Source organism: Synechococcus sp. CB0101, assembly GCF_000179235.2.
GTDB lineage: Bacteria > Cyanobacteriota > Cyanobacteriia > PCC-6307 > Cyanobiaceae > Vulcanococcus.
Genome location: NZ_CP039373.1, coordinates 360702 through 373109, shown reverse-complemented (window position 1 = coordinate 373109; position 12408 = coordinate 360702). Strand labels below are relative to the sequence as shown.

The 12408-nt window shown below is 62.3% G+C and carries 16 protein-coding genes; 11 read left to right on the top strand and 5 right to left on the bottom strand.

Going from position 1 to position 12408, the window contains the following annotated elements:
• The first annotated feature begins 135 nt into the window (after positions 1-135).
• The 5 genes from CB0101_RS02085 (at position 136) to CB0101_RS02065 (ending at position 4318) form a co-directional block, all read left to right on the top strand.
• Positions 136-1089: an orange carotenoid-binding protein gene (locus CB0101_RS02085; RefSeq protein ID WP_010309009.1), complete on the top strand. Its 954-nt coding sequence runs from the start codon at positions 136-138 to the stop codon at positions 1087-1089.
• Positions 1086-1784 (top strand): fatty acid desaturase, encoded by a 699-nt coding sequence (locus CB0101_RS02080; protein WP_010309012.1) that lies wholly within the window; start codon positions 1086-1088, stop codon positions 1782-1784. Before CB0101_RS02085 ends, CB0101_RS02080 begins: the two co-directional genes overlap by 4 nt.
• A gap of 34 nt (positions 1785-1818) precedes the next feature.
• The gene (locus CB0101_RS02075; RefSeq protein WP_010309015.1) at positions 1819-2148 is read left to right on the top strand and encodes a hypothetical protein; all 330 of its coding nucleotides are present in this window, start codon (positions 1819-1821) and stop codon (positions 2146-2148) included.
• A 92-nt stretch (positions 2149-2240) separates the two neighbouring features.
• Complete coding sequence (locus tag CB0101_RS02070; protein ID WP_029552976.1) at positions 2241-3914, top strand: protein adenylyltransferase SelO family protein; 1674 nt, start codon at positions 2241-2243, stop codon at positions 3912-3914.
• Positions 3911-4318 (top strand): thermonuclease family protein, encoded by a 408-nt coding sequence (locus CB0101_RS02065; RefSeq protein WP_246833805.1) that lies wholly within the window; start codon positions 3911-3913, stop codon positions 4316-4318. The genes CB0101_RS02070 and CB0101_RS02065 overlap by 4 nt, the downstream gene beginning before the upstream one ends.
• Before the next feature lie 956 nt (positions 4319-5274).
• On the opposite strand, the gene blaOXA is transcribed toward CB0101_RS02065, so the two are convergent.
• On the bottom strand, positions 5275-6000 hold the full coding sequence (gene blaOXA, locus CB0101_RS02055; RefSeq protein ID WP_256360119.1) for a class D beta-lactamase: 726 nt from the start codon (positions 5998-6000) through the stop codon (positions 5275-5277).
• 211 nt (positions 6001-6211) lie between these two features.
• Positions 6212-6589 carry a large conductance mechanosensitive channel protein MscL gene (gene mscL / locus CB0101_RS02050; protein ID WP_136643934.1) on the bottom strand — a complete coding sequence of 126 codons (378 nt, stop codon included), beginning with the start codon at positions 6587-6589 and terminating at the stop codon, positions 6212-6214.
• A gap of 171 nt (positions 6590-6760) precedes the next feature.
• On the opposite strand from mscL, the gene CB0101_RS02045 reads away from it, so the two are divergent.
• From CB0101_RS02045 to CB0101_RS02025, 5 genes are all read left to right on the top strand, one after another.
• Complete coding sequence (locus tag CB0101_RS02045) at positions 6761-7414, top strand: HD domain-containing protein (protein ID WP_136643933.1); 654 nt, start codon at positions 6761-6763, stop codon at positions 7412-7414.
• On the top strand, positions 7411-8031 hold the full coding sequence (locus tag CB0101_RS02040) for a thermonuclease family protein (RefSeq protein ID WP_010309047.1): 621 nt from the start codon (positions 7411-7413) through the stop codon (positions 8029-8031). The genes CB0101_RS02045 and CB0101_RS02040 overlap by 4 nt, the downstream gene beginning before the upstream one ends.
• A 224-nt stretch (positions 8032-8255) precedes the next feature.
• Complete coding sequence (locus CB0101_RS02035) at positions 8256-8414, top strand: chlorophyll a/b-binding protein (protein ID WP_043717650.1); 159 nt, start codon at positions 8256-8258, stop codon at positions 8412-8414.
• Between the two features lie 304 nt (positions 8415-8718).
• On the top strand, positions 8719-9378 hold the full coding sequence (locus tag CB0101_RS02030; RefSeq protein ID WP_010309057.1) for a hypothetical protein: 660 nt from the start codon (positions 8719-8721) through the stop codon (positions 9376-9378).
• Between the two features lie 38 nt (positions 9379-9416).
• Positions 9417-9959, top strand: coding sequence for an MliC family protein (locus CB0101_RS02025; protein WP_010309060.1), 543 nt, complete (start codon positions 9417-9419; stop codon positions 9957-9959).
• Positions 9960-9981: 22 nt separating this feature from the next.
• Here the strand turns inward: CB0101_RS02025 and CB0101_RS02020 are convergent, their stop codons facing one another.
• The gene (locus tag CB0101_RS02020; RefSeq protein ID WP_010309064.1) at positions 9982-10638 is read right to left on the bottom strand and encodes a L,D-transpeptidase; all 657 of its coding nucleotides are present in this window, start codon (positions 10636-10638) and stop codon (positions 9982-9984) included.
• Positions 10639-10670: 32 nt separating this feature from the next.
• Positions 10671-11951 carry a cytochrome P450 gene (locus CB0101_RS02015; RefSeq protein WP_029552979.1) on the bottom strand — a complete coding sequence of 427 codons (1281 nt, stop codon included), beginning with the start codon at positions 11949-11951 and terminating at the stop codon, positions 10671-10673.
• 49 nt (positions 11952-12000) lie between these two features.
• Here CB0101_RS02015 and CB0101_RS15735 point away from each other — a divergent pair, with 49 nt between their 5' ends.
• Positions 12001-12126, top strand: coding sequence for a hypothetical protein (locus CB0101_RS15735; protein WP_010309073.1), 126 nt, complete (start codon positions 12001-12003; stop codon positions 12124-12126).
• Positions 12127-12138: 12 nt separating this feature from the next.
• On the opposite strand, the gene CB0101_RS02010 is transcribed toward CB0101_RS15735, so the two are convergent.
• Entirely contained in the window at positions 12139-12399 is a 261-nt protein-coding gene (locus tag CB0101_RS02010; RefSeq protein WP_043717653.1) for a hypothetical protein, read from the bottom strand.
• Positions 12400-12408 lie beyond the last annotated feature (9 nt).

Sequence of the window (12408 nt, the reverse complement as noted above, 5' to 3'; positions counted from 1 at the left end):
GATCCAGGATGCAGCGGATCGCAGCCGGCAACGCCGCAAACAACCTGCATAAGGGTGCAGTGAAAAGAAACGAGCGAATTTTCAAGAGAAAGAGTGCTACGCTTTAACAATCCTTAACAACAGTTGAGATATTCGATGTTCACCCTTGATCGCGCCACGCGCATTTTTCCCGAAACCCGTTCTGCTGATGCCGTTCCGGCGATCACAGCCCGCTTTTTGCAGCTCAGTGCGGAAGATCAGCTGGCGCTCATCTGGTATGCATACCTGGAGATGGGCACCACCATCACCGTGGCTGCACCTGCCGCAGCACGCATGCAATTTGCTGAGCAAGTGCTGAGCCAGATCAAGGCGATGAACTTCGCTGAGCAGAGCCAGGTGATGTGCGATCTGGCCAACCGCAGCGACACGCCCATCGGCCGCACCTATGCGGGCTGGTCAGTGAACATCAAATTGGGTTTCTGGTATCAGCTGGGCGAATGGATGGCCGCGGGCCTTGTGGCCCCGATCCCCGAGGGCTATCAGCTGTCGGCCAACGCATCGGCAGTGCTCAGCTCGCTGAAGGCGGTGGAGCAAGGGCAGCAGATCACGCTGCTTCGCAACTTCGTGGTGGACATGGGCTACTCGCCCGAGAAAGGCGTTGGCCAACGGGTGATGGAACCGGTGGCCCCGCCCACCCCCGAGCAGCTGCGCAAGAAGGTGTTCATCGAAGGGGTGATCAACCCCACCGTGAACAGCTACATGGATCTGCTCAACGCCAATGATTTCGATGCGTTGATCGAGCTGTTTCTGAGCGACGGCGCCCTGCAACCGCCCTTCCAGAAACCGATCGTGGGCAGCGACGCGATCCTGCGCTTCTTCCGCGAAGACTGCCAAAACCTGAAACTGCTGCCCGAGCGCGGCTATGCCGAGCCCACCGAAGGCGGTTTCACCCAGATCAAAGTGACCGGCAAAGTGCAAACCCCTTGGTTCGGTGCCGGGGTGGGGATGAACGTGGCCTGGCGCTTCCTGCTCAATCCCGAGGGCAAGATCTACTTCGTGGCGATCGATCTGCTGGCCTCACCGGCAGAACTGCTCAAGTTCGCCCGTTGAGCTGGTCGGCCTGGATCCTGCTGAGCTGGCTGCTCACGGTGGTGGTGCTTCTGGCCATCCCGGTGAGCAGCCTGCCGTGGTGGCTCCTTGTGGCCGCCATCCTGTTGCGCACACACCTGCAAACGGGGTTGTTCATCCTCGGGCACGACGCCATGCACGGTGTGCTCTGGCAACGGCAGCCCCAGTGGAACCAGAGGCTTGGGTGGCTGTCGTTAGCGCTCTACGCCGCCTTGCCCTACGGGCGATGCCGCGACAACCATCATCGCCACCATCAACACACAGGCACCGCCCTGGATCCCGATGTTCCAGCTGCGCAGGATGTTTCGGTGTTGGGGTGGTACCGGCAGTTCATGGCGCACTACCTCAGTGGCCAACAAATGAGCCTTCTATTGATGGGATGGAGCACATTGCTGCTCGCCGGAGTGGAGTGGCTCAATGTGCTGCTGGTTTGCACCCTGCCACTGCTGTTGAGCTCCGTGCAGTTGTTTGTGGTGGGAACCTATCTGCCCCATCAACGGCAGCAACAATCTTCAAACGAAGTGCATCCGGCCAGCCTTGCTCTACCGGCGTGGATGTCGTTTCTGGCCTGTTACCACTTTGGTTATCACCGCGAACATCACGACCATCCCAGCCTGCGCTGGTTTGAGTTACCAGGGGCCTGGCAACAGTCACAAACACTCGCGATCAGCAGTTGAAAGCGGTAGCGTCCGCAACAGCAGGTGAACGATCATGGTGGAGATGACATTAGAAGGCTGGACCGACTGCGAACAGGAGATTGCTCGAACAGCGTTTAACACCGCTTATCAGCGCTCCATCGATCGATTGGTGCTGGATGTTCGCAGCCAGTGCGACAACCTCAACGACGCGGACAGCGTGTGGAAGCTTCACGATTTCCTTAGCATTCAGCGCCACATCATTGAAGGCCGATTCGATTTCCGCCTCGATGGAATCTTGTTTGTGTTTGCCAGCCTCGTGAAAGACCAGTTGCTCGAGGTTGAAGAACTCGACGGGCTTGACGCCGGCAAACTGGCCAAAATCAAGGCAATGGCGCTGTTTTAAAGGGCAGCGGCAACCCAGGCGCTGGGCGGCCGGTCGGCAATCGAAGCAGCAGGGCGTTCAAGATGAAGGCCCCAGCTTCAGAGCCCAGCCCCATGGCAGCGCAGGCCACCACCAGCTTTGAGGCCTTCACGCGGCAGGTGGACTACTCGCTGCTGGAAACGCTCCTGGTGGATCCCGATGCCACCGGCGATGGCAACGACCACCAGCCCCGCCAGGTGTTTTCAGGCCACTACGTGCCGGTGACGCCCACACCGCTGCCGGAAGCGGAATACGTGGCCCACAGCCACAACCTGTTCGCCGAGCTGGGCCTGAGCGACGACCTCGCCCACGACGACAGCTTCAGGCGCCTGTTTTCCGGCGACATCACGGTGGCCACAGGGGCGATGCGGCCCTACGGCTGGGCCACTGGCTATGCCCTCTCGATCTACGGAACGGAATACACCCAGCAATGCCCGTTCCGCACGGGCAATGGCTACGGCGATGGCCGCGCCATCTCGATTGTTGAGGGGTTGTTCAACGGCCAGCGCTGGGAGATGCAACTCAAAGGCGGGGGGCCAACGCCCTATTGCCGGGGCGCCGATGGCCGCGCCGTGTTGCGCTCGAGCGTGCGGGAATTTCTGGCGCAGGAGCTGATGCATGCCCTGGGGGTACCAACGTCGCGCTCGCTCACGCTCTACATGTCGCGGGCCGAGGGCGTGTTGCGGCCTTGGTACAGCGAGGGATCCCGCTCCTTTGATCCCGATGTGATGGTGAGCAACCCTGCGGCGATCACCACCCGGGTGGCGCCGTCGTTTTTGCGGGTGGGTCAGCTGGAGCTGTTTGCACGCCGGGCCAGGAGCAATGCCCATGCCGGTGCCAAGCGCGAGCTGCAGATGATCGTGGAACATCTGATCGCGCGGAACTACCGATCCGAGATCAATGCCGCACTGCCCTTCGCCGAGCAAGTGCTGGAGCTGGCTCGGCTGTTCCGCGGCCGGCTCACGCACCTGGTGGCCCAGTGGATGCGCGTGGGCTACTGCCAGGGCAACTTCAACAGCGACAACTGCGCCGCCGGCGGCTACACGCTCGACTACGGCCCCTTCGGCTTCTGCGAATTGTTTGATCCACGCTTCCAACCCTGGACCGGTGGCGGCGAACACTTCTGCTTCTTCAACCAACCGGCAGCAGCCGAGGTGAATTACGGGATGTTCTGGCGATCGCTGCAGCCACTGCTGGAGGGCAACAACGAGGCCCTCGAGCAGCTCGATGCCATCAAGGATGGTTTTGCGGCAGCGATGGCCGAAGCGCTGGAGGCGATGTGGAGCAGCAAGCTGGGCCTTCCCAGCTACAACGCCGAGCTGATGCAGGAACTGCTGCAGCTGCTGGTGAGCTCCAGGGCCGACTACACGATCTTCTTCCGCAGGCTTTCAGCCCTGCCCGAGAGCGTGGAAGACCTCAAAGCCAGCTTCTACGTGCCCAGCTCGGAAGACCTGGATCAGCGCTGGCAGGCCTGGCTCGAGCGCTGGCGGATGCAGATCCACAACCCAGCGGAGGCAACGGCGGCGATGCAACGGGTGAACCCCGCCATCACCTGGCGCGAATGGCTGATTGCACCGGCTTACGAGCAAGCCGCCGAGGGCAACTTCAGCCTGATCCGCGAGCTGCAAACCCTGTTCCGTGATCCCTACAGCGCACCAGCGGCGGAGCTGGCAACGCGATACGACCAACTCAAACCCAGGGAGTTTTTCAACGCCGGAGGGGTATCGCACTACAGCTGTTCGTCGTGAGGTGGCTGGGTATTGCGGTTGTGGTGCTGCTGCATGGACCGGGAGCAGCCCAACCCCTGCAAGCCACGGTGATCTCCATCGGCGATGGCGACACCCTGCGGGTGCGCGAGGGCAACCGCGCCGTGAACGTGCGCCTGGCCTTCATCGATGCCCCGGAATCCAGCCAGGCACCCTTTGGCGCGCAGGCCCGGCAACAACTGCAGGCCCTGGCGCCCGTGGGAAGCAGCGTGGAGCTCCGGATCAAGGCCACCGATCGCTACGGCCGCTCCGTCGCCGAACTCACCAGAGGCGGCCGCAACCTCAACCAAGCCTGGTGGCCTCTGGCGTGGCCTTTGTGTACTGGCAGTTCATCGGTGGCTGCGACCGGCAGACCTACGGGCGTCTGGAAACTGAGGCCCGGATAAAGAGCCTTGGCGTGTGGAGTGTCAACGGTGGGCTGATGCTGCCATGGGACTACCGCTCCAATGAACGCAAACCTGGAACCTCCTCCCCCAGCGAAATTGACTCCATTCCATCACCATCACCACGTGCTGCGGCTTGGATTGGAAGCCCAGTTGCGCCAGTGCTGGACGATGGACAACGCTCTGCCTACAGAAGCCAAACGATACAACTGGTTCGGTTGGAGCGCCTACTGCAGAGCATTTGATGGCGTCAACCCAAAAAGGGGTGTTAGAACCCGGCCAGAGCAGAGGATGAAAACTGCTTGTCCAAGGAGGTCTGAGGAGGCCTCCTTTTTTAATGGCAACGCAAGGCGGATCGAACCCGCGGGGTGATGGCGATTAGCGGCACGCCAACACAAGCACTCAGTTGACAGCCGGTCGCCGCTTCACAGCAAGGCCGTTCAAAGCGTGCTTGAGAGCTACGACAGACGTCGCGGAGGGCATCACAGCGCTAATGGAAGATCTGTTCCAAAACAACACCATCTCGATCCACGAGTCGATAGACACGACCAGTCAGCCGAGCTTTCGCCTTGGCCGTCATGTAAGCCTTGAAGTGGTTAGTCCTCAAAACTTCATCACGCCAGACGAGTTCACCACTTGCGCGGCTTTGAATCACGATCACCAGGGTGCAGCATCTCGCCAGTTGCGTTCACACTGTCCTGGATTCCGACCCGAATGCAACGAAATCTACGGATGATCTTCGGGTTCAAGAGATTCCGCAGGAATTCAGAAGAAAGCCACTCTGTGCGTGCTTGTCGCGACATTGCCAGTCCCATCAACCCAGTGGGTACGCAACCACCGTCTGCAGAAACGGGCTAAGCATCCCTGACCGAGACACAGCCCCAGGTTCCGTAGACACACTCCTCAAGAGCCTGGGTCAGCACTGAGAGAACCAGGCACACAAGCGGGCAGGAATTGGATCAACGTGCCGCCTTCTGATCATCAACAGGCAACACTCCCAACAGCTGCAAGCTGCGCCGACCTAATTGCTCACGCTTGGGGGCATCGGCACTACCTTTCATCGCGATGTTGAGTGCAAAAGGCGTGACCTCATCCCCTCGCTGCACCCAACCCACCCACCAGCCCACACCAGCGCCAGGAGCGTTCTGCCAACCGGTCTTGGCATGAAGGCTCCAGCCAGGGGCGCCATCGATGCGCGTGATCTCAGCCACCTGCTGCTGGGCGACCACAGGGAACGGCAACGTGCGTTTGGCCAGGCCCAGGAGGAACTGCATTTGCTCAAGGGCACTGATCGCCAGCGGCCCGCGCAGCCAGAAGGTGGTGACGTCATCACCGATCTGCTCATTGCCATAGCGCAACTGCTGCAGGGCGATTTGCATGCGCTGCAACCCAATCCGCCGGGCCAGCTCCTGATACAGCGGCACATTCGACACCTTGATCGCGCCGCGCATCCCCATCGGCGCTAGCCACTCGCGCATGAACGGGTTGGGATCACCCTTGTAGGGAATCAGCTCATCGGGGTTGGCCACTACCCCAAGCGAGAGGGCGATCAGGCTATTGGGGATCTTGAAGGTGGAAGCAGGAGAGAAGCGCTGCTCTGCACGCAACCTGTTGTGCCCGCGCCACAGGTTTTTGCGCTCATCCAGCACCACGAAGGTGCCCTCCACACCAGCCTTCTCAAACAGTGGTTACAAGCGCGCTTCCTCTCTCCAGGTGAGCGCCGCAGCGGGTGTGACGTGGATCAGCGTGAGGGCAGTACCAGCCAACAAAGACCGCAAACCACCTGCCATTCGTGTCCTCCTGATGCAGGCATTGTGGCCATCGTTCCTGATCAAGGCATGAGAAAACAGACCGCCAGACCGGATTCGCTGGGGAGAGAACGACTCCGGGCCTGGTTCAGAGCTGGCGGCGATCCAGGGCATCCGCCAAGCGGGTCACCGCTGCGGCCAGTTGGGCCTGAGTGTCGGGTGGCGCAACGGCTTCTTCCTTGCGCCGCAGGGCTTCGATCGCGCGCACGATCAAAAACACTACAAATGAAATCACCAGGAAATTGATCGCTGCTACCAGCACCTCACCGGCTGGCCAGCTGGCAATGGCGTCAACGTTCGCCGCCTTGAGAACAGGTTGCAGCAATGAATCCATCACCAAAGTCACCACCGCATTCACCACCTTCCCGAAGGCCCCGCCGATCACCACGGCCACAGACAGATCAACCACATTGCCGCGGTTGATGAAGGCTCGGAAGTCAGTCAGAAAGTTGCGTGTGCGGCTCATGGCGTGTCGTGTGGCTGCTTGGCCGGGAATCGGAGCTCATGATGCCGGCGCGATCCGCTGGCGCTTGAGATCTGCAACCGGGTTTGCGGCTGGATGGAGCTGCCTTGAGCAGCGCACAACCAAAAACCAGCCAGGCCGCCGCAGGATGGAGACCCATCAGCCAAGGCTTCGATGAGCGTGAGCGCCCGCTACGGGGAAGCCCTGCTCTGGGCTGAGCAGCTCCACCGGGATCAGCGCCGCAAAGGCAAGGCCATCCCCTACATCTCCCACCTGATCAGCGTCAGCGCCCTGGTGTGGGAAGACGGCGGCACGGAAGATCAAGCCATCGCCGCCCTGCTGCATGACGCCATCGAGGACGCCGGCCAGAGCCACGCCTCCATCGCCGAACGGTTTGGAAGCCCTGTGGCGGACATCGTGCGCGATTGCACCGACACCAACGGCACTCCTGCAGGAGGGGAGAAGGAGCCCTGGCTGCTGCGCAAGACCCGCTACATCGCCTCTCTGGAGCACAAGCCTGAGGCCTCGCTGTTGGTGACGGCGGCCGACAAGGCCCATAACGCGGGCGACATGGTGCTCGATGCCCGCCGCGACCCTTCGATGTGGCGCAAGTTCAACGCCGGGCTGGAGGGATCAGCCTGGTATCTGCTGCGGATGCACCAACAGCTCAAGCACCGCCTACCGGGGAGCCGTTCGGTGGAACGGCTCGGTGAGGCGTTAAGTGAGGTGCTCGCCAGCGAGAGCTATCGGCGGCTCGTGCCCGATGGGCTGGCGCCGGCGGTATGGGCGGCGGGGTACGCGGAGCGATTGGCAGCAGGAGAATCGTGATCACCCTGGACCTGCCGCTGGCAGCCGTGGCACTGCTCGCCCAAACCCGCACGGGCACCGTGCTCTCCATCGGCGATGGCGACACCCTGCGGGTGCGCGAGGGCAACCGCACCGTGAACGTGCGTCTGGCCTGCATCGATGCGCCGGAATCCAGCCAGGCACCCTTTGGCGCGCAGGCCCGGCAACAACTCCAGGTCCTGGCGCCCGTGGGAAGCAGCGTGGAGCTGCGGATCAAGGCCACCGATGGCTACGGCCGCTCCGTGGCCGAACTCACTAGAGGCGGCCGCAACCTCAACCAGGCCCTGGTGGCTTCCGGCGTGGCCTTTGTGTACTGGCAGTACATCGCTGGTTGCGACCGGCAGACCTACGGGCGCCTGGAAACGGAGGCCCGGCTGAAGAGGCTTGGCGTCTGGGGCGTCAACGGTGGGCTGACGCGGCCGTGGGAGTACCGCTCCGGCCAACGCAAACCCAGCTCAAGCTCGAGCGCACCAACTGGCCGCCGCTACACGTGCAGCCAGATCGGCTCTTATGCCCAGGCGCAGGTGCTACTGCGGCAGGGGCACCGTTATCTCGATGGGGATGGAGACGGGGAGGCCTGTGAAAGCTTGAAGGGATAGCTGAAAACACCAAACGCCCCGTCATGGAGAAGGGGGCAACTCAGGATCACTGCCTGGTGATGGGTGAGAGACAAGACGACAACCAACAGCTCTGCACGCTGCTTCGACATCACACGTGGCCACGGCGGTGGGGCAAGCCGTGAACCGATGCTTGCCAGCAGCACCTCAAAAAGACGACAAACCCGTCACAAAGCGTTAACATCTGTAACAGACGCTTGACCATCATGGCCAGCTCCGACTTCAAGATTCCCTATCAGCGCACGGGCTTTGTGCCCTTTGCGGAATCCCTCAACGGCCGCCTGGCCATGCTCGGGTTCGTGATTGCGATCGCCACTGAAGCGCTCAGCGGCAAAGGCATCCTCGGCCAGCTGGGGCTGGGCTGATGAGCCTCCTGATCCCCGCTCTGCTGATCACCGCCTGGCTGGTCACAGCCCTGGTTGGTCGCTCCGCCAACGCCTGAACCAGCGGCTCAGCCCGCCCCGCCATGGAACGCTCCGATCTACTAATTGCTTTTCTGGCATTGGGCGCCGCGGTGATGAGCCTTGGCGCCTGGTTGTGGTCAACCCTGGGGCAGCGCCAGGGCTGAGGTCTCACCAGCGACGAACCAAGCGGTTCAACCGCACCCAGCAGCAGACTGTGCGCTGCTGATCAACACCCTGGACAATGGGGGCGCCGCAGACACCAGCCATGGACCATCCCCTGGTGTTTGTGGTGGCTCCAGCCGCATGCCTCCCGGAAGCGGAGGCCACATGGGAAGAGCTCGCCCTGGCCCAGCGCCAGGGGCCGTGTGGTGCCTTCGCCCTGCGCATCTTCACGGCAGGCACCACGGCCACCGACGATCTGGCCGATCTCCCCTGGTCAGGCGACAGCCCATCCCGCCGTTGCATCTGCGATGCCGTGGTGCCGCAGTTCGATCCGCGCAGCAACGCCATTGGCGTGTACCAGAGCGGAGCTGACCCCAACCAGTTCCACTGCCTCGATCGCTTCGAACTGAGCGAAGCCAGCAATGAAACCTGTTGGTTTTATCCCACCCACGACGGCACCTTTCTCAGCTGGGAGCGAGCCCTCACGATCGGGCTGGAGCCAGGCATGGTGCCGGCAGAAGCCCAACACCAACTCCCCAGTTCCTACGAACGCAGCCAGCTCACCCTGCTCTGGAGCCTGCTCGCCGACGACGTGAGCCTCACCTGCGTGGGCCTCACCTACGGCGGACAACGCATCGAATGGCCGCAGGTGCATCGCCATCCCGAGCCCATGGCCACCTGGAGCTTGTTCACGGTCGACACCCAGGCGGAGGTGACGCTCACCATCAACGGCTCACAAACCGTGTTTCAGCCTGCGGCCTGAACAGTCCCACTGCACGGGCTGATCCCTAGCGTTTGTGCATGACACTCCGCCCTGTTCAAGCAAACGCCGCTGTCGCCCTGCTCGGCCTGAGCCTGTTGAGCTGGCCCGCCACAGCTCGCGCCGACAGCACCGCGGCCTTCTGCCAACTGAGCCGCCACGATCACACCATTGCTGTGGAATCGGGCCCCTGCAGCTTCAGCCAACGCCAGGGCAATGTGACGGTGCACATGGGGCAGCGCTGGGTATTTCGATTCAACGCCAATGAGCAAGGAACCGGCTATCAGCGCGAGAACGGTGAGGATGGAATCCGCTTCACCCGTGATGGCGATTACACCTTGAGTGTGTATTGGCCCCGGGCTCTGCAATGCCAGGGCCCGATCAAGGCACCGGTCTCAGTGGTTTACCTCAACCAGGCTGAACCGCGCCGTGCAGCGTTAGCCGTGGGTGATCAACACGTGCTGCTTCCCGTTGCTCCATCCGGCAGCGGCGCCCGCTACAGCGGCTCAGGCGTTGAGCTTTGGGAGCATCAGGGCACCACCCAGATCAACTGGCGCGGCCAAAACCTGGTCTGCAACAGCTGAATGCAGCCGTGGAGCAGCGCCATCAAGGCGTGCAAGGGCCATTGGCATTCACGATCACCTCATCGCCGAGCTTCACGCTGCTGAGCAACACCTTCAGGATCAGCGCGCCCACATTCACACATCCGCCGGTGATCCGCTGACCGATGCGGGCGTCGTTGTTGCTGCCGTGAATGGCAAAGCTGTACCAGCGGAATTTGCCGTCGTAAGTGTTGAAGCGAAAGGGCTGCTTCACGCTGTTCACCGGCGCCAGGCTCACATAGCCGATGCCGTATTCACCGATCTCTCCATCGCCACTGAAATCGATGGAATTCATGCTTTTGAACAGCATCTGCTTCAGTTCGGCTTCCGTTTTGCCCGATTGCTTGATCAAGGCCGGGTCCATCTCAAAGCGGTCATTGCTGAGGATGGCGTTCACCTTGAAGGTGCCCAGCGGCGTATAGCCCTCTTCAAAGCGGCTACCGGCGCAGGTCACACCGTTTTTGCCATAGCCCACCTTGAAGATCTTGCGCTCCTCACCGAGGGGCACCACACCAAAGCTCTTGGAGGAATCCTTCAGATCGAGATTGATCTGGATCGGGCCAGTCACCACCGAGGCCGGCTTGCTGGCCTTCTGAGCTGAGCTGCATCCCACCAGCGTTACAGCCAGGCCCACCACAGCGAGCGACGGCAAGCGGAGCATGGCGGCCAAACAAGTGCGCCCATGATGCCGAACTAAAGCGGCATCACCAGCAGCCCATCGCGCGGGCTGGGGCTGGGGATCAACGCCAGGCTCAGATCCTGATCGGGCTGCAACTGCAGCCGCACCTGACGCAGCAGACCCACTGCCATCAAGCGGATTTCCAGCTCCGCCAGCGCCTTGCCGAGGCACACCCGCTCACCGCCGCCGAACGGCAGCAGGGTGAGACCGCTCTCTGCCTCGAGGTGTCGCTCAGGCCGGAACTGATCCAGATCATCGGCACCACTGGAGCTGATGCGGTTGGAGGCGGCCAGGGCCACCTGCACCACACGGCCGGCCGGCACCTGCACACCCGCCAGCACCAGCGGCGCTGTGGTGCGGCGGAAGAAGCCACCCACCGGTGGATTCAGGCGCATCACCTCCTGCACCACCGCCGTAAGCCGCGGCGTTGACTCGCCCTCGTAGCCAGGCCAAGGAAGCACCTCGATCTCCTCCTGCAACCAGGCCGCTTGCTGGGGGTGCTGCAACAGGGCTGCCATCAGGCAGCTCAACGAGGAGGCCGTGGTCTCATAGCCGGCGAAAAGCAGCAACAACAACTGCTCCACCAGGTCGTCGTCACTGAGAGGCAAGCCAGCCTCATCCACAGCGCCACTGAGCAGATCCAGCCCACCGCTGCGATGCTCCGGGGCACGTTGCAGCACCTGCTTCAGGCGCGCCAATAGCCGTGCCCGGGCCTGGAGCGCCCGGGCAAACGGGCTGCCCGGGATCGCGATCGGCACGGAAAACAGCGCCCGCGTCCAGATCTCGAAATCGGCGAACAGCGCCTCCACATCGCTGCCCTCCAGCCCCAGCACCACCGTGGCAATCACGCTGAAGGCAAAGCGGCGCATGCGATCCACCAGGCGCAGAGGCGCAGGAGCCTGCTGCAGCTCGAGCGCCAAGCCATCCACCAGCGCAACGATCTCCGGCGTGTAGCGCTTCAGCGCCGCCGCCGAAAACAGTTGACCCACCGCCCGCCGGCGGGCGCGGTGATCGGCGCCATTGCGGTTGGCCAGCGAACGGCTACCCAGAAGTTGTTTCACGCTCTCGGGCCACCAGCCCTCTGTGGCCTCGGGCTGGGCCAACAGATCGCTGATCGCCTGACCACCTCGGATGAACACCAGCTGCTGACCCACCAGCCGGGTCTCAAACACATCCCCGAACTGCGCAAAGCGCGTGCTGGCGAAATCCGGATCGCGGAAGAACGCCAGCGCCTCGAGCAGCCCGGTCACCGCGCCGGTGCTGGGAAGAGACGTCGCTTGAGTTGTTGTACCCATGACAGCGAACGCCCGGCTGAGGAGCATTGAAACAGCCGCTGTTCAAGCCATGACAGGCATCTGGGAATTCGCCCATCCACAGGCCATCGCCTGGGGCGTTGGACTCGCCGTGTTGATCACGGCGCTCAGCCTGGAAGGGATCGCGCTCTGGACGGCGACCCACCCCCATCACTGAGATCAGACGCGATCAGAAGATCCCGAGGGTCTTCTTCTTGCAGTAGCCGGCGCCGATGTTCATCCAGCCGGATGGGCAGGCTTTGCCGTTGGTGGGCTGCACGTCGTAGTAGATCGGCGAGTAGCAGCTCTGCTTGAGATCGTTCACGTAGCCGAGCGGGCACTGGTCGTAGCCCGGCAGCTTGGGGATCCGGTTCTGGGCGAGGGCAGAACCGGAGGCCAGCAACGGAGCACCCACCAAGGCACATGCCGCTGCAACGCGAAGCGTGTTCACTGCAGATTC